Source organism: Luteimonas sp. A277, from assembly GCF_054052045.1.
The window spans coordinates 93,454-112,803 of the sequence record NZ_JBSVRG010000005.1; the positions used below are offsets into that span (position 1 = coordinate 93,454).

17 protein-coding genes and 1 pseudogene are annotated in these 19,350 nt (G+C 68.0%); 10 read left to right on the top strand and 8 right to left on the bottom strand.

The window, feature by feature from the left end; genetic code table 11:
• Positions 1-144 precede the first annotated feature (144 nt).
• Both crp and ACW7G2_RS06455 read left to right on the top strand, forming a co-directional pair.
• The gene (gene crp / locus ACW7G2_RS06450; RefSeq protein ID WP_456973914.1) at positions 145-777 is read left to right on the top strand and encodes a cAMP-activated global transcriptional regulator CRP; all 633 of its coding nucleotides are present in this window, start codon (positions 145-147) and stop codon (positions 775-777) included.
• Positions 778-947: 170 nt separating this feature from the next.
• Positions 948-1,706, top strand: a complete 759-nt coding sequence (locus ACW7G2_RS06455) for a sulfite exporter TauE/SafE family protein (protein WP_456973916.1) — start codon at positions 948-950, stop codon at positions 1,704-1,706.
• Between the two features lie 3 nt (positions 1,707-1,709).
• Here ACW7G2_RS06455 and ACW7G2_RS06460 read toward each other — a convergent pair whose 3' ends face one another.
• The 4 genes and pseudogenes from ACW7G2_RS06460 to ACW7G2_RS06475 form a co-directional block, all read right to left on the bottom strand.
• Positions 1,710-2,390 (bottom strand): haloacid dehalogenase-like hydrolase, encoded by a 681-nt coding sequence (locus tag ACW7G2_RS06460; RefSeq protein WP_456974143.1) that lies wholly within the window; start codon positions 2,388-2,390, stop codon positions 1,710-1,712.
• 153 nt (positions 2,391-2,543) lie between these two features.
• A pseudogene (gene trpC, locus ACW7G2_RS06465) lies at positions 2,544-3,329 on the bottom strand (indole-3-glycerol phosphate synthase TrpC); the annotation flags it as partial.
• Between the two features lie 137 nt (positions 3,330-3,466).
• Positions 3,467-4,507, bottom strand: a complete 1,041-nt coding sequence (trpD, locus tag ACW7G2_RS06470) for an anthranilate phosphoribosyltransferase (RefSeq protein WP_456973918.1) — start codon at positions 4,505-4,507, stop codon at positions 3,467-3,469.
• Positions 4,508-4,791: 284 nt separating this feature from the next.
• Complete coding sequence (locus tag ACW7G2_RS06475) at positions 4,792-5,370, bottom strand: anthranilate synthase component II (RefSeq protein WP_456973920.1); 579 nt, start codon at positions 5,368-5,370, stop codon at positions 4,792-4,794.
• A gap of 236 nt (positions 5,371-5,606) precedes the next feature.
• Between ACW7G2_RS06475 and ACW7G2_RS06480 the strand changes: the two genes are divergently transcribed.
• Both ACW7G2_RS06480 and ACW7G2_RS06485 read left to right on the top strand, forming a co-directional pair.
• The gene (locus ACW7G2_RS06480) at positions 5,607-6,950 is read left to right on the top strand and encodes an NTP/NDP exchange transporter (protein WP_456973922.1); all 1,344 of its coding nucleotides are present in this window, start codon (positions 5,607-5,609) and stop codon (positions 6,948-6,950) included.
• Between the two features lie 79 nt (positions 6,951-7,029).
• A complete protein-coding gene (locus ACW7G2_RS06485; protein WP_456973924.1) occupies positions 7,030-7,635 on the top strand; it encodes a hypothetical protein in 606 nt (201 codons plus the stop codon).
• Between the two features lie 169 nt (positions 7,636-7,804).
• Here the strand turns inward: ACW7G2_RS06485 and trpE are convergent, their stop codons facing one another.
• The 3 genes from trpE to ACW7G2_RS06500 all read right to left on the bottom strand — a co-directional run bounded on the left by trpE (position 7,805) and on the right by ACW7G2_RS06500 (position 10,853).
• Positions 7,805-9,280: an anthranilate synthase component I gene (trpE, locus tag ACW7G2_RS06490; RefSeq protein ID WP_456974145.1), complete on the bottom strand. Its 1,476-nt coding sequence runs from the start codon at positions 9,278-9,280 to the stop codon at positions 7,805-7,807.
• Positions 9,281-9,793: 513 nt separating this feature from the next.
• Positions 9,794-10,477 carry a ribulose-phosphate 3-epimerase gene (gene rpe, locus ACW7G2_RS06495; protein ID WP_456973926.1) on the bottom strand — a complete coding sequence of 228 codons (684 nt, stop codon included), beginning with the start codon at positions 10,475-10,477 and terminating at the stop codon, positions 9,794-9,796.
• Positions 10,478-10,523: 46 nt separating this feature from the next.
• Entirely contained in the window at positions 10,524-10,853 is a 330-nt protein-coding gene (locus tag ACW7G2_RS06500; RefSeq protein ID WP_456973928.1) for a J domain-containing protein, read from the bottom strand.
• A gap of 101 nt (positions 10,854-10,954) precedes the next feature.
• Here ACW7G2_RS06500 and ACW7G2_RS06505 point away from each other — a divergent pair, with 101 nt between their 5' ends.
• From ACW7G2_RS06505 to ACW7G2_RS06515, 3 genes are read left to right on the top strand one after another with little or no spacing between them, the layout of a single operon-like run.
• Entirely contained in the window at positions 10,955-11,887 is a 933-nt protein-coding gene (locus ACW7G2_RS06505) for a phosphoribosylaminoimidazolesuccinocarboxamide synthase (protein ID WP_456973930.1), read from the top strand.
• On the top strand, positions 11,884-12,378 hold the full coding sequence (locus tag ACW7G2_RS06510; RefSeq protein ID WP_456973932.1) for an Mpo1 family 2-hydroxy fatty acid dioxygenase: 495 nt from the start codon (positions 11,884-11,886) through the stop codon (positions 12,376-12,378). Before ACW7G2_RS06505 ends, ACW7G2_RS06510 begins: the two co-directional genes overlap by 4 nt.
• A 7-nt stretch (positions 12,379-12,385) precedes the next feature.
• On the top strand, positions 12,386-13,339 hold the full coding sequence (locus ACW7G2_RS06515) for a DMT family transporter (RefSeq protein ID WP_456973934.1): 954 nt from the start codon (positions 12,386-12,388) through the stop codon (positions 13,337-13,339).
• 253 nt (positions 13,340-13,592) lie between these two features.
• On the opposite strand, the gene ACW7G2_RS06520 is transcribed toward ACW7G2_RS06515, so the two are convergent.
• On the bottom strand, positions 13,593-14,471 hold the full coding sequence (locus tag ACW7G2_RS06520) for an SDR family oxidoreductase (protein WP_456973936.1): 879 nt from the start codon (positions 14,469-14,471) through the stop codon (positions 13,593-13,595).
• Positions 14,472-14,680: 209 nt separating this feature from the next.
• On the opposite strand from ACW7G2_RS06520, the gene ACW7G2_RS06525 reads away from it, so the two are divergent.
• The 3 genes from ACW7G2_RS06525 to ACW7G2_RS06535 are packed head-to-tail and all read left to right on the top strand — an operon-like array spanning position 14,681 to position 19,340.
• Positions 14,681-17,461 carry a monovalent cation/H+ antiporter subunit A gene (locus tag ACW7G2_RS06525; RefSeq protein ID WP_456973938.1) on the top strand — a complete coding sequence of 927 codons (2,781 nt, stop codon included), beginning with the start codon at positions 14,681-14,683 and terminating at the stop codon, positions 17,459-17,461.
• On the top strand, positions 17,461-17,814 hold the full coding sequence (locus ACW7G2_RS06530; protein ID WP_456973940.1) for a Na+/H+ antiporter subunit C: 354 nt from the start codon (positions 17,461-17,463) through the stop codon (positions 17,812-17,814). The genes ACW7G2_RS06525 and ACW7G2_RS06530 overlap by 1 nt, the downstream gene beginning before the upstream one ends.
• Entirely contained in the window at positions 17,814-19,340 is a 1,527-nt protein-coding gene (locus ACW7G2_RS06535) for a monovalent cation/H+ antiporter subunit D (RefSeq protein ID WP_456974147.1), read from the top strand. The genes ACW7G2_RS06530 and ACW7G2_RS06535 overlap by 1 nt, the downstream gene beginning before the upstream one ends.
• Positions 19,341-19,350 lie beyond the last annotated feature (10 nt).

The following is a 19,350-nucleotide window of genomic DNA, read 5'->3' on the forward strand; positions in this document are numbered from 1 at the left end:
GGTGTGGTCTGGGCGACAACAGTTTGCCCGTGACACTGCAAGCGCCTACTCTCCCATCTCCCCCGATCCTGTTCAGGCTCCAGACTTCAGAGGCTGCCAGTGCCCCTTACTCATCATCCGTACAAACATCCCAATCATCCCCTGATGCCTTCGCCGGCAACCATCGAACGATTCCTGGCGCACAGCCATCGTCGGCGCTACCCCCCACGCACCGATATTTTCCGGCCCGGCGACCCCGCCGGCACCATGTATTACGTGATCAACGGCTCGGTCAGCATCATTGCCGAGGAAGACGATGGTCGCGAGCTGGTCCTGGGCTACTTCGGCAACGGCGAGTTCGTTGGCGAGATGGGGCTGTTCATGCAGTCCGAAACCCGCGCCGTGATTCTGCGCTCGCGGACCCAGTGCGAGCTGGCCGAAATCAGCTACGAGCGCCTGCTCACGCTGTTCCAGGGCTCGCTGGCCAACGACTCCCCGCAGATCCTCTACGCGATCGGCGCGCAGCTGTCGCGCCGCCTGATCGACACCAGCCGCAAGGCCGGGCGTCTGGCGTTCCTGGACGTGACCGACCGCATCACCCGCACCCTGCACGACCTGTGCCGGGAACCGGAGGCCATGAGCCATCCGCAGGGCACCCAGCTCAGGATCTCGCGCCAGGAATTGTCGCGGATCGTCGGCTGCTCGCGGGAGATGGCCGGGCGCGTACTGAAGAAGCTTGAGGAAGACGGCAAGCTGCACGCCCGCGGCAAGACCATCGTGCTCTACGGCACACGCTGACTCCCGTAGGAGCGCGTCGTACGCGCGAAACCGCGTGACATCGGGCCGCGGGACGTGGCTCCGGACACCACTCCGGTTCCGGAGCCTCCCCGCAGATCATCGTCACGCGGCTTCGCGCGCATGGCGCGCTCCTACGCGTATTCTCCGCCCATCCTTCCCGGGTCGGCGCCATGGAACTGACCGAGGTCTTCTGGTGGCTGGTGCTGGTCGGGCTGTTGGCCCAGCTGGTCGACGGCGCGTTGGGCATGGCGTTCGGCCTGGTGGCCTCGTCAATCCTGCTCAGCATGGGTCTGCCGCCAGCCACGGTCAGTGCCAGCGTGCACACGGCGGAGATCTTCACCACCGGCGCGTCGGGCGCCTCCCACCTGGCCGCGGGCAACGTGGACCGCAAGCTGTTCCTGCGCCTGGCCGTGCCGGGCGCACTCGGTGGAATCCTGGGCGCAGTGGCGCTCACCCAGCTGCCGGCCGACATCGTGCGGCCGCTCGTCCATGTCTACCTGCTGGCCCTGGCGGTGGTGATCCTGCGCCGGGCCTGGAAGCATCGGGCCGCGCAGGCAGGTGAAGTGAAGCGGGTGCCGCTGTTGGGCTTTGTTTCCGGGCTGCTGGATGCCTCTGGCGGTGGCGGATGGGGGCCGATGGCCACCTCCACCCTGCTGGCCCGCGGCGGCAAGGCCAGGACCACGATCGGATCGGTGAATGCAGCCGAGTTCGTGGTCACCGTGGCGATCTCGGCTACATTCTTCCTGTCCATGGGCCTGCAGCACCTGGAGGTGGTGCTGGGCCTGCTGGTGGGCGGCATCGTCGCCGCGCCGCTGGCCGCCGTGCTGGTCAAGCGGGTGCGTGAGCGCTGGGTGTTGATTGGCGTAGGCGTGCTGGTGGGGGCGATCAGTCTGTGGCAGATCACCCGCGCCCTGGTGCAGCTTCTGTAAGAATTACTTCGCCAGGGGATCGCCGCCGCGGTCTTTGCAGCCCCAGTTGAGGATCGGGGTGTCGGCGCCGAGCACGCGGCGGAACATGGCCACACGCCCGGGCTTGGGGTTGACCACTACCGGGCGTTTGGCTGCACGCAACAGCGGCAGGTCGGCGCTGCTGTCGGAATAGGCCACGTCGATTTCTCCGTAGCCGGCCTCGCGCAGCATGCGCATCTTCTCTTCGTAGTGGCAGTGGCGGGTGGCCACCACCGCGCCAAGCCTGGGCCCGATGGCGGTGCCGATCACCGGCACCTTCTCATGCGCCACGAAGGCCAGGATCGCCCGGGCAAGCTCGGGCGGAGCGCCGGTGGCCACCACCACCCGGTCCCCGGCATCCAGGTGCTGCTGCAGCACGCCGAGCGCATGGGGCAGCAGCCGCGGCTGGATCCCGTCGCGATTGGCCAGCACGTACTGGTCGGTGAGCGCATCCACGGTGTCGCTGTGGTGCAGGCCCACGGTACCGATCCATACGAAGCCGGAAATGCCCCGCCGCCGGGTCGGCAGGAAGGCGACCATCGGCCCCAGCACCGGCGTGGCCAGCAGGGCCAACAGGCTGCGCCACCAGCTGCGACGGATCAGCCAGGCGAACAGGTGACTGCCGGAGTCGCCGTCGTACAGGGTGTGGTCGAAGTCGAACACCACGGTGCGGGGCTGATCCGCCTCCGCATCAACCGTGGGCTCGCGCAGCAGCCCGGCCACCGATTGCGGTTCCGATGCCGGATCCGCGACCGTTTGCCCCGCGGTGGCAGCGGCAGGCGCCGCCACCGCGTCGGCCACCGGCGCGGCCGGGGCCGGGAAAAACAGCGCTTTCAACGCCTCGCCCGGATCCGGCTGGCGCATGAAGGCTTCGCCTACCAGGAAGGCGTGCACGTCCGCGGCACGCATCCGCTCCACGTCGGCGCGGGTATGGATGCCGCTTTCGGTCACCAGCCTGCGATCGCCGGGCACCACGTCGCGCAGCGAGAGCGTGTTGTCCAGCGAGACCTCGAAACTGCGCAGGCTGCGGTTGTTGATGCCCAGCAGCGGCGCCGGCACCTGGATGGCGCGCTCCAGTTCTTCCCGGTCGTGCACCTCCAGCAGCACGTCCATGTCCAGGTCCATCGCCAGCCCGGCCAGCTCGGCCAGCGGCCCGTCTTCCAGCGCGGCCACGATCAGCAGCACGCAGTCGGCGCCCAGCACCCTGGCCTCGTAGACCTGGTAGGGGTCGATGATGAAATCCTTGCGCAGCACCGGCAGCGAACAGCTTGCCCGCGCAACCACCAGGTTTTCATCGGCGCCCTGGAAGAAATCACGGTCGGTCAGCACCGACAGGCAGGTCGCACCGCCACGCTCGTAGCTGCGGGCGATGTCGGCGGGCTGGAAGTCGGCACGGATTACGCCCTTGGAGGGGCTGGCCTTCTTGACCTCGGCAATCACCGCCGGGTCGCCGGCCTTGATCCTGCGCTCGATCGCAGCGGCAAAGCCGCGTGTGGGCGGCGCGGAGGCGGCATGTGCAGCCAGGTCGGCCAGGGTGCGCACGGCACGGCGCTCGGCAACTTCCTCGCGCTTGCGCGCCAGGATCTTTTCCAGAATGTCGGTCAACCTTGCCTCCGCGGCATATCCAGCTTCAATCCGTACGTTCCAATCCGGGCGCCTCAGCGGCGCCCGATCCCCGTTCGGGGGATGCCATCCTACCCGGCATCAACAGTCCGTCAGGGCGGCGATGCGGGGCGCACCACTCAGGCGCCCGCCTCCGCCAGACGGCGCGTGGTGGCCACGAAGGCCTCCAGCTTGGCCCGGGCGGCGCCGCTGGCCATGGCCGCGCGGGCCTTGGCGATGCCGTCGGCAATATCTTCAGCCACCCCGGCGACATACAGCGCCGCGCCGGCATTGAAGGCGACGATCTCGCGCGGCAAGCCCGGCTTGCCGTCGATTGCGTCCAGCACCATCACCCGGGACTCGGCCGGATCGGCTACCCGCAGGTTGCGGCTGGCGGCCATGGCGATGCCGAAATCTTCTGGATGCACGTCGTACTCGCGCACCTTTCCATCGCGCAGCTCACCGACCATGCTTCCGGCGCCGAGCGAGAGTTCATCCATGCCGTCGCGGCCCCAGATCACCAGCGCGCGCTCGGCGCCCATGCGCTGCAGCACGCGCACCTGGATGCCCACCAGATCGGGATGGAACACGCCCATCAGGATGTTCGGCGCGCCCGCGGGATTGGTCAGCGGCCCGAGGATGTTGAACAGCGTGCGCACGCCCATCTCCCCGCGCACCGGCGCCACCTGCTTCATCGCCGGATGGTAGATCGGGGCGTACATGAAGCCGATGCCGGTCTCGGCGATGCTCTGCGCTACGTGTTCCGGCTGCAGCTCGATCGCCGCGCCCAGCGCCTCGATCGCGTCGGCGCTGCCGGACTTGGACGACACGCTGCGGTTGCCGTGCTTGGCCACCCGGGCACCTGCAGCGGCGGCCACGAACATGCTGGCCGTGGAGATGTTGAACGTGTGCGCGCCATCGCCGCCGGTGCCGACGATGTCGACCAGGTGCGTGCGATCGGCCACCTCCACCTGGCGCGAAAACTCGCGCATGGCCACGGCTGCGCCGGCAATCTCCCCCACGGTTTCCTTCTTGACCCGCAGGCCCGAAAGGATCGCGGCGGTCATCACCGGCGACACCTCGCCGCCCATGATCTGGCGCATCAGATCCACCATTTCGTCGTGGAAGATTTCGCGGTGTTCAATCGTGCGCTGCAGCGCTTCCTGGGGGGAAATAGGCATGTGTTTCCGGGAAAATGGGCGACCGCCTAGGATACCCCGCGTCCCAACCGGCTTGCGTAGGAGCGCGCCACGCGCGCGAAACCGCGTGAATCCCACGCGGGCCGGCCGGCGGGGCACTCCCGGGCGGGACACGCACGTAAATACGTCCATGTAGGCTTATCGGCGCCGTCCATGGCGCCGATAGTCCCGCCCGGGAATGCCCCGCCGGCCCCCAGGATTGACCGCGATCTTCCGTTATCAGGTTCACGCGGTTTCGCGCGCGTGGCGCGCTCCTACAGAGGGGGTCAGCGCTGGAGGAAGTTCTGCAGCAGCGCGTGGCCGTGTTCGGTGAGGATTGATTCGGGGTGGAACTGCACGCCTTCCACCGGATGCTCGCGGTGACGCAGGCCCATGATCTCCTCGAAGCCGCCGCCCTCCAGCTCCGTCCATGCGGTGACCTCCAGACAGTCGGGCAGGCTCTCGCGCTCGACCACCAGCGAGTGGTAACGAGTGGCCACGTAACCGTCCGGCAAGCCCGCGAACACGCCCTGCCCCCGGTGGCGGATGGGCGAAGTCTTGCCATGCATGATCCGCTGCGCACGCACCACCTTGCCGCCGTAGGCCTGGCCAATCGCCTGGTGGCCCAGGCACACGCCCAGGATCGGGGTGCTCGGCCCAAGGCGCTCGATCACTTCCAGTGACACCCCGGCCTCGTTCGGCGTGCACGGCCCCGGCGAGATCACGATCCGCTCCGGCCGCAACCGCACGATCTCATCCACCGTCAGCGCATCGTTGCGCTCCACCCGCACCTCCGCCCCCAGCGTCTGCAGGTACTGCACGAGGTTGAAGGTGAAGCTGTCGTAGTTGTCGATCATCAGCAGCATGACGGCGGCATCGGGACGGGCAAAAAGGTGCGCCAGCTTAGCAGCGCCCCATCTGTAGGAGCGCGTCTTACGCGCGAAGCCGCGTGACGTCCGGCGACGCGGCGAGGCGCCGGTGACGACGTCTTGGCCGAAGCTCCGGCGCACGGACATGATTTACGCGGCTTCGCACGCATGGCGTGCTCCTACGGCGAGCGACGGCGGCATACTGGGCGCACTCGCTGCACAGGGTTTGCCGCATGCCCCAACCCGCCGATCGGGCGCCCCGCGACCGCTCCGCCACCCTGCAGGCGATGTTCAACCTGCGCCGCGGCGAGCTGGCACCGGTGCTGCTGGCGGGCCTGTTCTTCTTCTGCATCCTCACCGCGTTGATGCTGCTGCGACCGGCGCGCGATGCGCTGGGGATGGAGCGCGGGATCGACAGCGTGCGCTGGCTGTTCATCGGCACCGCGCTGGTGACGCTGGCGGTGAACCCGGTGTTCGGTTGGCTGGTGAGCCGGCTGCGGCGGCTGCAGGCAATCGGGGCGACGTACGGGTTCTTCGCGCTCAGCCTGGTCGGCTTCTGGGGGCTGCTGATGTTTGCGCCCGGCGCGGTGGGCGAGCGCAGCGGACAGGTGTTCTACGTGTGGTTCAGCGTGTTCAACCTGTTCGTGACCATGGTGTTCTGGGCGCTGATGGCAGACCGCTTCTCTCCCGACCAGGGCCGACGCTTCTTTGCCCTGATCTCGGTGGGCGGCACGGCGGGGGCGATCTTCGGGCCGTGGCTGGCCGGGCGCTTGGCCGAGCCGCTGGGCACGCCGGCGCTGCTGCTGGTGGCGGCGGGGTTCCTGCTGCTGGCGCTGGCGGTGGCCTGGTTGCTGGTGCGGATGGCGCCGGATCGGGACGGAGCGGCAGACACCGCGGCATCGGCGGTTGCGGCCGGTGCCGATCGCGAGCGTATCGGCGGCAGCGCATGGGCCGGGTTCAAGGCGGTGTTCCAGTCGCGCTACCTCAGCGCCATCGCCGGCTACATCCTGCTGATGACGGTAGTGGCGACCTTCATCTACTTCACCCGCCTGCAGATGGTGGCGGCGGTGACCGACGACCTGGATGCGCGCACGGCGATCTTCGGCAACATCGACATGTGGACCCAGATCGCGGTGCTGGTGCTGCAGCTGACCATGACCGGCAAGATCATCCAGCGCTTCGGGCTGGGGGTGGCGCTGGCGATCCTGCCGATAGCTACCGCGATCGGCTTCATCGGCCTGGCGATCTATGGCTCGTTCGTAGTGCTGGTGCTGCTTGAAGCAACCAATCGCGCGGTGCAGCGCGGCATCACCCGGCCGGCGCGCGAGGCGCTGTTCACCGTGGTCAGTCGCGAGGACAAGTACAAGGCCAAGGCCTTCATCGACACCTTCGTGTACCGGGCCGGCGACGTGGTCGGCGCGCAGACCGAAGGCGCGCTGGCGCGGCTGGGGATGGCTATGGGAGGGCTGGTGAGCGTGGTGGTGCCACTGGCGCTGGTGTGGGCCGCGCTGGCGCTGTGGCTGGGCCGGGCGCAGGAGCGCGTGGCGGAATCATCCGGGCCCGTGGACCGGTCATAGCCGGGGCACGAACCGCCCCGTGCAGGACGGCTTGATCCAGGTCAGCGCGGGAAAGGCGGGGCGGCGGCAGACTGGGGGCATGACATTTCCCGCATTTTTTGAAGACGCGCCGGTCATCCGCGTACGCGACGGCCTGGCGAAGCTGCTCGGCACCGCCACGGACGGATTGATCGAGTACCGCTACGCCGACGCCGTGCGCCTGGCCGGCCACTCCTGCCCCACCGTCGCCGGCGCCTGGCTTTCGGCCCGCGCCGGCCTGAGTGCGCTTTATGGTGACGACCTGCCCGAGCGTGGCGGCGTTACGGTCAGCATGCCGGAGGCGGAAGACGCCGGCGTTGCCGGGGTGATCGGCCAGGTCCTGACCCTGGTGACCGGCGCGGCCGGCACCGGCGGATTCAAGGGCCTGGGCGGGCTGCACGCCCGCAATGACCTTCTGCGCTACGGCGACGCCACGGCGGCGGCGCTGCGGATGAAGCGGCAGGATACCGGCGCGTCGGTCGAGGTCAGGTTCGATCCTTCGCCGGTCCCCGCCGACCCCGAAATGCGCTTGATGATCCCGCTCGCCCTGGCCGGCGGCTCGGAGGCGATCGCCCGCTTCGGCGCGGCGTGGCAGGACCGGGTGCGGCGGCTGCTGCTCGAACATGCCGATGACCCCGCGGTCATCACCGTGCGCACGCTCGCCTGATCAACCCACGCTTTGCTGATGCAGGAGCGCGCCATGCGCGCTCCGCCGCGTAAATTGCGGCGGAGCGTCGGGGCGCCGGCCGGGACGTCGTCACCGAAGTCACACAGCACCGACAGGGGTCACGCGGCTTCGCGCGTAAGACGCGCTCCTACAGTGCAAGGCGGCGCGGTTAGAGACCTTTGGCGGCCTGGGCCACGGCGCGGAACAGGGCGCGGCCTTTGCTCATGGTTTCGTCCCACTCCTTTGCCGGGTCCGAATCGTGGACGATGCCGGCGCCGGCCTGCACGTGCAGGCGGCCGTCCTGGATGACCGCGGTGCGGATGGCGATGGCCGTGTCGGCATCGCCGTGCCAGCCGATGTAACCGACCGCGCCGGAGTAGACGTTGCGCCGGATCGGTTCCAACTCACGCACGATCTCCAGCGCGCGCACCTTGGGCGCACCGCTGACGGTGCCTGCGGGAAATGTCGCCCGCAGCACGTCGGCATAGCTCAGGCCTTCCTTCAGCCGGCCGGTGACTTCGCTGACGATATGCATGACGTGGCTGTAGCGCTCGATGGCAAAGCTCTCGCCCAGCTCCACCATGCCCGGCTCGGACACCCTGCCGACATCGTTGCGGCCGAGATCAATCAGCATCAGGTGCTCGGCGCGCTCCTTCGGATCGGCCAGCAGCTCGGCTTCCAGCGCGGCGTCCTCCTCCGACGTGGCACCGCGCGGACGGGTACCGGCGATCGGCCGCACGGTCACCGTGCCGCCCTGCTGGCGCACCAGGATCTCCGGCGACGAGCCCACCACCTGGGTACCGCCGGTGTCGAGGAAATACATGTACGGCGACGGATTCAGCGCGCGCAGCGCCCGGTACACATCCACAGGCCGGGCGTTGAACGGGACCGACAGGCGCTGGCTCAGCACTACCTGGAAGATGTCGCCGGAGCGGATGTATTCCTGCGACTTCTCCACCGCCGCGATGAAACCCTCGCGGGTGAAGCCGGAAACGAAATCCTCCTCGTCCAGCGCCGCCGGCTGCAGCGTCTCCGGATAGCCGGCCCCTGCGTGGCGCAATCGATGCACCAGCGCATCCAGCCGCCGGTTGGCCCGCCCCCATGCCTGCGGCTGGCGCGGATCGGCATGCACGATCAGGTACAGCCGGCCCTTGAGGTTGTCGAATACCGCGACCTCCTCCGACTCCATCAGCAAGATGTCCGGCGTCCCCAGCTCATCGGGCAGATCCCCACGGGCCAGGCGCGGCTCGATGTAGTCGATGCACTCGAACCCAAACCACCCCACCAGTCCGCCCGAGAAACCGGGAAGGCCCTCCACTTCCGGCACCGAATGCCCAGTGCGCAGCCGCTCCACTTCAGCGAAGGGATCTTCCACGTGGCGCGTTTCCAGCACCTCGCCGTGCACGCTCACCGCCAGCTCATGCCCCCGGAACGTGTACACCCGCGCAGCGGGCAGGCCGATGATCGAATAGCGGCCAAAACGCTCCCCGCCCTCGACCGACTCGAACAGATAGGTATGCGGGCCGTCGGCCAGCTTCAGGTACACCGACAGCGGCGTGTCCAGATCGGACAGCACCTCGCGCACCACGGGAATACGGGTATGGCCCTCGGCGGCGAAGGCCTGGAACTGCTCACGGGTAATCATCAGCGCAATGTAGCGGCTGGGGCCCAAGTGCGCGAGCCAACCGGTGGCACAGGTGCCACCCGCCCGTCATCGACCTGTCATCAATGCCGCGGAACATGGGAGGCCATATCAGGGACGACGGGCGGAGGCAGGATCAGCCTCCAAATATTCAACGGGAAAGGCCGCGGCGGACGTCGCGGCCTTTTTTGTGGATTCCTTAATGTCGCTTCGCTGGTATTCACGCGGCTTCGCGCGCATGGCGCGCTCCTACAACGTAGGCGTCCATACATGCCCGGAATTCGGCCGGCGCTACCCCTGCACCCGCAAGCCGCGCCCCGTCGTGGCCGGGAGGCCTTTGCGCGTAAGTAAAGGAGGAGGCGGCCGCAGGCCGCCGGGGGACATGGAGCGCAAAGGCCTGCCGGCCACGGCGGGGCCCCTCAGGTCACGGCGAACTGAATCGAAGCGCGCAGGTTCCAGCCGAACCCAGGACCCGGCTCAGAAAAATCCCCGTCCCGACGCCCCGCTCCCACTCTCTCAGGCCCGCAAGCCAGCAGCGCCAGCAATGCCGGCGCGCATCTCATCAATCACCGCCCGGTAGTCCGGCTTGCCGAAAATGGCCGAGCCAGCCACAAACGTATCCGCACCCGCCGCAGCAATCTCACCGATGTTGTCCGGCTTCACCCCACCATCCACCTGCAGCCGGATGGCCCGCCCGCTGGCATCGATGCGCTCGCGCACCTGCCGCAGCTTGTGCAGCGTCGAAGGGATAAACGCCTGCCCCCCAAACCCCGGATTCACCGACATCAGCAGCACCAGATCCAGCTCCTCCAGCACGTAGTCCAGCACTTCCACCGGCGTCGCCGGGTTCAGCACCAGCCCCGCCTGGCAGCCTTCCGCCTTGATCAGCTGGATCGTCCGATGCACATGCCGGCTCGCCTCCGGGTGGAAGCTGATCAAACTCGCCCCCGCCTTCGCAAAATCCGGAACGATGCGATCGACCGGCTCCACCATCAGGTGCACATCGATCGGCGCCCTCACCCCGTGCTTGCGCAGGGCCTCGCACACCAGCGGACCGATGGTGAGATTGGGCACGTAGTGGTTGTCCATCACGTCGAAATGCACCCAGTCCGCACCGGCGGACAGGACGTTGTCGACTTCCTCGCCCAGGCGGGCGAAATCGGCGGACAGGATGGACGGGGCGATGACGGCAGGCTGCATGGCGACGGCTCGGCTGTGCGTGGAGGGGATGCTGGGAAGCGGCGGCTCAGCGCCGGCGGCGCATGGTCTTGATATGGTCGTAGGCGGCGTTGATTTCCCGCGCCCGCTTGCCGGCCTTGTCGCGCAGCTCGGGCGCGGCCCCGGACAGGCGGTCCGGGTGGTATTGGGACATCAGCCGCCGGTAGGCCTGGTCGATCTCGGCATCGGTGGCGTTCACGTCAACGCCAAGCACGCGATACGGGGCGCTTTTCTTCGGAATCAGCCAGTCCGCATCGAACGCATGGCCGATCAGCAGGCCGATCACCCCCCCAATGGGATGCCTGAGCAACAGCCAGCCGGCAATGAAGCCGAACAGTTTTCCGTACCAGCGTTTCATCGGGCCATTGTAGGTGCTTCGCGGCCGCGGCGACGTGCCCGCTGACTCCCGGGGTCGAATGGCACTACACTGCCCGGCCCTCACAGCCACCGGCTTACACCGTGTCGACGACGCTCATTTCCGCCGACCTGCCCGGTTTGACCCTGCACCACCGCGGCAAGGTGCGCGATGTATTCGACCTGGGCAGACTGCCAGGCGCCACCGGGGACGCCCCGGATCCGGGCGAAGGCCTGCTGATCGTGGCCACCGACCGCCTGTCGGCATTCGACGTGGTCCTGCCCGACCCGATCCCCGGCAAGGGCGAGATGCTCTGCCAGATCAGCAACTTCTGGTTCGACCGCACCGAGCACCTGATGCGCAACCACCTGACCGGGGTGGACGTGGCCTCGATGCTGCCCGATGGCGTGGACCCCGCGCCGTACGCGAAGCGCTCGGTGGTGGCGCGCAAGCTGCGCCCGCTGCCGGTGGAAGCGATCGCCCGCGGCTATCTGATCGGCAGCGGCTGGAAGGATTACCAGCGCACCGGCCATGTCAGCGGCATCCGTCTGCCCGACGGCCTGCGCCAGGCCGAGCAGCTGGCCGAGCCGGTGTTCACGCCTTCCAGCAAGGCCGCGCCGGGCGAGCACGACGAGAACATCGACTTCGACACCATGGTCCACCGGATCGGCGGCGAGCTGGCCGAACAGATCCGCGACGCAACCCTGCGCCTGTACCGCTTCGCCGCCGCCCACGCGGCCGAGCGCGGGATCCTGCTGGCCGACACCAAGTTCGAGTTCGGCACCGACGAGGACGGGCGGCTGTACGTGATGGACGAAATGCTGACCCCGGATTCGTCGCGCTACTGGCCCGCGGATGAATACCAGTTGGGCAGCAGCCCGCCCAGCTACGACAAGCAGATCGTGCGCGACTGGCTGGAGACGCAGGACTGGGACAAGACCGCCCCGGGCCCGCGCCTGCCTCCGCAGGTGATCGAACGCACCCGCGCCCGCTATGCGGAAGCGCTGCAGCGGCTGGCGGGTATCAGCATCCAATGAACGCCGGCGCCGAAGGAACAAGCACCCGACCGATTGACCGCTGGTTCGCCAATTATTCCGGCGACCATCGCAATCCGGTCAACCAGGCCATCCACGTGGTGGCGGTGCCTTTGATCCTGTGGAGCGTGATTGCGCTGCTGTGGTGCATCCCCTCCGGCGGGCTGTTCGAACAGGGCATCTGGGCTGTGATGGCGATGTTCGCGGCGTGGCTGTTCTATTACCGCGCTTCGCGCCGGATCGGGCTGGGCATGCTGCTGGTGTTCCTGGCCATGGCAACGTTGACCTGGTGGCTGCACGACAGGCTGGGCTCGCGCGGTCTGCTGGGGCTGGCCATTGGCGTGTTCACAGTGGCCTGGATCGCCCAGTTCGTCGGTCACAGCAAGCTGTACGAAGCCAAGAAGCCGAGCTTTTTCACCGACCTGCGCTACCTGCTGATCGGCCCGGCCTGGGTGTTGGCCAAACTCTATCGCCGCTTCGGTTGGCACTGGTAGCTACTGCATGAGCTCAAATTTGCGTGGACTGGGTGGACGCGACCTGGTCCTGGTCGGTCTGGTGTGCGTGTTCTGGGCGCTGAACTTCCTCGTCTCGGCGCATGCGCTGCGCGAGCTGCCGCCTTTCATGTTCACCGCGGTGCGGATGGTGATGCTGGGGGCGATGCTGGTGTGGTTCATCAAGGCGCCGCCGCGTGACCAGTGGGGCCGGCTGGCTGCAGTGGCGGTGCTCAACGGCACGCTGCACTTCGGCACCAGTTTCCTGTCGCTGCGCCTGGCCGACAACCTGTCCTCCCCGGCGATCGTGGCCCAGAGCTACGTGCCCATGGCGGTGCTGCTGGCCTGGTGGCTGCTGGGCGAGCGCTTCGCGTGGCGGACCACGCTGGCCATCGCGCTCAGTTTTGGCGGCGTGCTTGTGCTGGGGTTCGACCCGATGGTGCTGCAGAGCCCGGCCTCGCTGGTGGCGATGCTGGTGTCGTCGGCCTTCCTGGCGCTGGGCACGGTGCTGATGCGCGGGCTGCGCGGGGTGGACATGATCAGCCAGCAGGGCTGGACGGCGATCATTGCGCTGGGGCCGCTGCTGGTGATCAGCGCGGTGTTTGAGCCGGGCAGTTTCTCGGGGCTGCGCGAGGTGACATGGATCGGCTGGGGCGGGGCGCTGTATGCGGCGATTTTCGCGTCGCTGCTCGGGCACGGGCTGTTCTATCTGCTGGTACAGCGGCATCCGGTGGCGCAGGTGACGCCGTATCTGCTGATGACGCCGGTGTTTGCGGTGATCCTGGGCATTGTGTTCTGGGGTGACCGGCCGGGGCCGGCGATGTGGATTGGCGGGGCGATGGTGTTGAGCGGTGTGCTGGTGATCGCGCTGCGCACGCTGACGAAGGCGCGCACGCCTTTGAATGATGCTGCGCCGGGCAGCGTTGCTGCGGCGGCAGGGGACGAGGCGTCCCGCCTGCCGTAGGAGCGCGCCATGCGCGCGAAGCCGCGTGACTATTGGCCATGCGGGGGTAGCGTTGCATTCGATACATGACGCGGTGACCTGAGGGGCCCCGCCGCGGCCGGCAGGCCTTCGCTGCTCATGTCCCCCGGCCTCCGCCTGCGGCGGATGCCTCCTCCTTTACTTCGCTGCGAAGGCCTGCCGGCCACGACGGGGCTTGGCTTGCGGTGAATACCGGCGGGGCTTCGCTGGCTGCCGAGGCGGCGTTCCGACGCTCTCAACTGCCGGGTGGAATGAACATCTCGGCGGTCGGATGGAACGGGCGTGGCGCGTAGCCGAAATCACGCGCGGCGGGCACCGAGTCAAACACCAGGTCTTCGCGCATGCGCGCGATCGCGCCAGCGGGCATGCCCTGCAGATAGCCCGCTGCTCGGGCGGCCGTGTGGGCGAGACGAAACAGTGGACCGGGCAGCTCCACCAGGCGTGGGGCGGGTGACAGGGCGGCCAGGGTGCGGGCAACCATTTCACTGTACTGCAGGGTTTCTCCCCCTGGCAGGTCATAACCCTGACCGTGACTGGCCGCGGCCGTCGCGGCGGAGAAGGCCGCGGCGGCCAGGTCTTCAACGTGCACCGGTTGCCTCAGCCCGGTAGCGCCTCGCGGCAGCGGGAAGAAGCGGGTGCGCGATGCAAGGGCAGCGATGCGGGTGAGGTTGTGGTCACGCCCTGCTCCGTAGATCAGGGTCGGGCGCAGGACGGTGGCGGCGGCGGCCCGGTTGGCGGCGGTGTGGAACAGGCGTTGCTCGGCGCCCTGCAGGCGTGCGGCCAGATCGCGCTCGCCGGGGTCTTGGGCCGCGCGCTTGGCGTGCATGCTGGTGGAGCCGAACGCGACGATCCGCCGGCAGTCGATATCGCTGTCCGCGTACCACTGCGAAAACAGGTCCAGCGGGCCGCAGCTGAAGATCACTCCAAAGCTGCCCGGCAGTGCCGGCGGGTGCTCCAATCCGCCTTCGAACCAGCGCACCCGGCCGTCACCGGGTTGCGCCCGACGCGACACGGCCGACACGCTCCAGCCGACAGTAGCCAGGCGGGCGATGAGGGCCTGCCCCAGCTGTCCGCTGCCACCGAAAACCAGTCCGCTGCGCGTACCCACCGTCACCGGAATGTCCGCGGCGGGAGCAGGAAACTGGGGCGGCGTGCGGCGTTCTGCGACTGCATCGGGCAAGCATAGGCGATGGCGTCCGGGCGGGCATCGGGCGCAAGCGGTGCGCTAACCTGTCGGGTCCGGTCGCCGGGGCGGCCTGCTAGAATTCCATTCCGCCGCGCGCAGCTCCCCCGCTTCGCGGCCCCATTCAGATAAGGAGACTGATGCTAGAGGTCCTGTTGGCCCTGCCCTTCGTGCTGGCGCTTTCGGTGGCGGCGTTCCACGCCGTGCCCCGCTCTGCGATCGCATGGATGGCCGCCTCCGCTCCCCTGCTCGGTCTGGCGATCCTGGTCTGGCTCACCCCCGCGGTGATGTCAGGCGATGTGCCACGGGTCGTTTACGAATGGATCCCCCAGGTCGGACTGATGTTCGACCTGCGCCTGGACGGCCTGGCCTGGATGTTCGCCGGCATGGTGCTGGGCATCGGCGTGCTGATCGTGATGTATGCGCGCTACTACCTGAGCGAACAGGACTCGGCGCCGCGCTTCTTTGCCTACCTGCTGCTGTTCATGGGCTCCATGCTCGGCATGGTCATCGCCGGCAACCTGCTTCTGCTGGTGGTGTTCTGGGAGCTGACCTCGATCAGTTCGTTCCTGCTGATCGGCTTCTGGTCGCACCAGCAGGACGCGCGCCAGGGCGCACGCATGGCCCTGACCATCACCGCCATGGGCGGGCTGGCGCTGCTGGGCGGCGTGCTGCTGATCGGCCGGGTCACCGGCAGCTACGACCTGGACGTGGTGCTGGCCTCCGGCGACCTGATCCGCGCGAGCGGCCTGTACCCGGCCATCCTCGGCCTGGTGCTGCTGGGCATCTTCACCAAGAGCGCGCAGTTCCCGTTCCATTTCTGGCTGCCGCATGCAATGGCGGCGCCCACCCCGGTCTCGGCCTACCTGCACTCGGCAACGATGGTCAAGGCGGGCGTGTTCCTGCTGGCGCGCCTGCACCCCGCGCTGGCCGGTACCGACCTGTTCTTCTATACGGTCAGTTCGATCGGCGCGATCACCCTGTTGATGGGCGCGTGGTTCGCGATCTTCCAGCATGACCTGAAGGGCCTGCTGGCGTACTCCACCATCTCCCACCTGGGACTGATCACCCTGCTGTTCGGCCTGTCCACGCCGATGGCGGTGGTGGCGGCGCTGTTCCACATCCTCAACCACGCCACCTTCAAGGCGTCGCTGTTCATGGCCGCGGGCATCATCGACCATGAGACCGGCACCCGCGACATGCGCCGGCTCGGCAACCTGCGAAGATTCATGCCAATCACCAGCGCGCTGGCGATCATCGCCTCGCTGGCCATGGCCGGGATCCCGCTGCTCAACGGCTTCCTGTCCAAGGAAATGTTCTTCGCCGAGGCGCTGGACGTGCAGGGCCACGGCGCGCTGCAGCTGGTGATCACGATCGTGGCGGCACTGTACGGCGTGTTCGGCGTGGCCTACAGCCTGCGCTTCGTCCACGACACGTTCTTTGGCCAAGGTCCGCGCGACATCGACGTGGTGCCGCACGAGCCGCCGCGCTGGATGCGGATCCCGGTGGCCATCCTGGTCCTCGCCTGTCTGGCGGTGGGCATCCTGCCCGCAGTGGTGGTGGGGCCAACCCTGCAAACAGCGGTCGCCGGCACCCTGGGTTCTGCGGCGCCGGAATACACCTTGTCGCTGTGGCACGGCTTCAACCTGCCGCTGCTGATGAGCTTCCTGGGCGTGGTTGGCGGCGTGGTCCTGTATTTCAGCCTGCGCCGGCTGTTCGACATCCATGCGGCGATGCTGGGCGCGCGCGGCCGCCATCTGTTCCAGCTCAACGTTGAAGCCCTGTTCAACGGCGCCCGTGTTGCCAGCGAATGGATTGTCGCGGGCGGCCTGCGGCGCAGCCTGCTGTGGCTGCTGCTGGTGGCCATGGCCATCGGCGCGGTGCCGTTCCTGGCCAGCCTGCCCATGACCCTGCCGCAGGCGGGGCAATTGCAGCCGCTGCCGGTGATGGGCTGGGTGATCTGGGCGGTGCTGGTGGTCGCCACCCTGGCCACGGTCAGCATGCACAGCAAACGCCTGACCGCGCTGATCGTGATCGGCGCGGTGGGGCTGATGGTGAGCCTGATCTTCGTGTACCTGTCGGCACCGGACCTGGCCCTGACCCAGATCCTGGTGGAGATGGTCACCGTCGCCATGTTGATGATGGCGCTGAACTACCTGCCCAAGCAGTCGCCGCAGCAGCGCTCCATGGTGCGCCGCTGGCGCGACATCGGCATCTCGGTCGCTGCCGGTGGCGGCATCGCGGCGCTCGCGTACGCGATGATGGTGCGGCCCTCGCAGACCATCGCCGGCGAGCTGCTGGCCCGCTCGCTGCCCGAGGCCTATGGCAGCAACGTGGTCAACGTGATCCTGGTGGACTTCCGAGGTCTGGATACCTTTGGCGAGATCACCGTGTTCGGCATGGCCGGCCTGGTGGTGCATGCGCTGCTGCGCTGGGCCCGCCTGCGCCCTGACGAGGTCATGCCGGGCCCGCCGGTGACCCTGCCGATCCCGGCCGACCTGACCCAGCTGATCTTCCCGCTGACCCTGACGGTATCGATCTATCTGTTCCTGCGCGGCCACAACGCGCCTGGCGGCGGCTTCATCGCCGGCTTGGCCATCGCGGTGCCGATACTGATCAAGTACGTGCTGCAGGGTGCGCGCACGGTGGAAGCCACGTTCGGCTTCGATTACGTACGCGGCATCGGGCTGGGCCTGCTGCTGGCCGCCGCCGGGGGCATGGGCTCGTTCTTCTTCGGCTATCCGTTCCTGACCAGCGGGCACATCGACCTGCAGCTGCCGCTGATCGGCTACCTGCCGCTCGCCAGCGCGCTGCTGTTCGACACTGGCGTGTACGTGACGGTGTTCGCCAGCGCCCTGCTGATGCTCTCGACCATGGGTACGGTCAAGCAGCGCCAGCGGGCCACAGAGGAGGCCTACTGATGGAGTTCGCGCTGGCTACCGCGATCGGGACGCTGACCGCCGGCGGCGTGTACCTGCTGCTGCGGGCGCGCACGTTCGACGTGATCCTGGGCCTGACCCTGCTCTCGTATGCGACTAACCTGCTGATCTTTTCCTCCGGCCGCCTGGTGGTAGGCAAGCCGGCGGTGCTGATGGACGGAGTGGAGGCAACGCTCGCCAACCATGCCGATCCGCTGCCGCAGGCGCTGGTGCTGACCGCGATCGTGATCGCGTTCGCGACCACGGCCATCACCGTGGTGGTGGCGATGCGCAACCACGCCGACCTGCGCAGTGACCACGTGGACGCCCAGGATCCGTCGGAAGAGCAGAAATGATGCAACACCTGGCCATTCTTCCGATCCTGGTTCCGCTTGTGGCAGGGGCCTGCCTGTTGCTGCTCGAGCGGCGCCAGAGCACCCGCACCCTGCGCACCGGCGCGTGGATCGCGATGACCGCGCTGCTGGCGGTTTCGGTGATGCTGGTGCAGGCGGCGGCCGGTGGCGAGATCACCGTGTACCTGGTGGGCGACTGGCCGGCGCGGCTGGGCATCACCCTGGTGGTGGACCGGCTGAGCGCGCTGATGGTGCTCACCACCACCCTGCTGGCGATCCCCTGCCTGCTGCACGCCACCGCCGGCTGGGACAAGCGTGCGCTGCACTTCCACGCCCTGTTCCAGCTGCAGCTGGCCGGCCTCAACGGATCGTTCCTGACCGGCGACCTGTTCAACCTGTTCGTGTTCTTCGAAGTGATGCTGGTGGCCTCGTTCGGGCTGCTGTTGAGCGGCGCGCTCGGCTCGCGCATCTCCGCGGGCATGCACTACGTGGTGTTCAACATCGCCGCCTCCACGCTGTTCCTGATTGCACTGGGCCTGCTGTACGGCATGCTCGGCACGCTCAACATGGCCGAGATGGCGATTCGCATTGCCGAAACGGCGCCCGAAGACGTGGCCATGGTGAAGGCCGCGGCCGGGCTGCTGCTGGTGGTGTTCTGCGGCAAGGCGGCGTTGATACCGCTCTATATCTGGCTGCCGGAAGCCTACTCGCGCGCGCCTGCGGCGGTGGCGGCGCTGTTCACCATCATGACCAAGGTGGGCCTGTACGCCGTGCTGCGGGTGTACACGCTGATGTTCGGCGCCGGGGCCGGGCCGTTGGCCGACTACGCTTGGGATGCCCTGCTGGTGGCGGGCGGCCTGACCGTGGTGCTGGCAGCAGTCGGCGTGGTTGGCGCCACCCGCATGCGGGTCGCCGTGGCCTACCTGGTGATGCTCTCGGCAGGCACCCTGTTCATCGCCTTCTCCGTGGCCAACCAGCAGGGAATCAGCGGTGGTCTGTACTACCTGTCGCACAGCGTGTTCGTGACTGCGGCGCTGTTCCTGATCGCCGACCTGGTGCAGCGCCAGCGCGGCAACCTCGGCGACCACGTGCTGCCGATCGCACCGCCCACCCGTTCGGGCTCGGCCATGGTGTACCTGATTGCCGCGGTATCGGTGGCCGGACTGCCGCCGCTGTCCGGGTTCATCGGCAAGTTCGTGGTGCTGGGCGCAGTGCCCTCTGCCAGCACCGGGTGGATCTGGGCCGCGGTACTGGGCGGGAGCCTGCTGACGATCATTGGCCTGACCCGCACCGGCACCCGTCTGTTCTGGCGCGTGGAGGCTCCCGGTGAGGGCAAGCCGCCGCCTTCGCCGCGACCGATCGAGGTCGGTGCCACCTTCCTGCTGCTGGCCTACGGCGTGGCGATGACCGTGGCCGCCGGGCCGATCCTGCGCTATACCGATGCCACGGCCGAGCAGCTGCTGACGCCGGGCAATTACATCCAGCAGGTCCGCTCCACCCAGCCGCAGCTGCGGGAGCCCTCACCATGAAACGACAGAC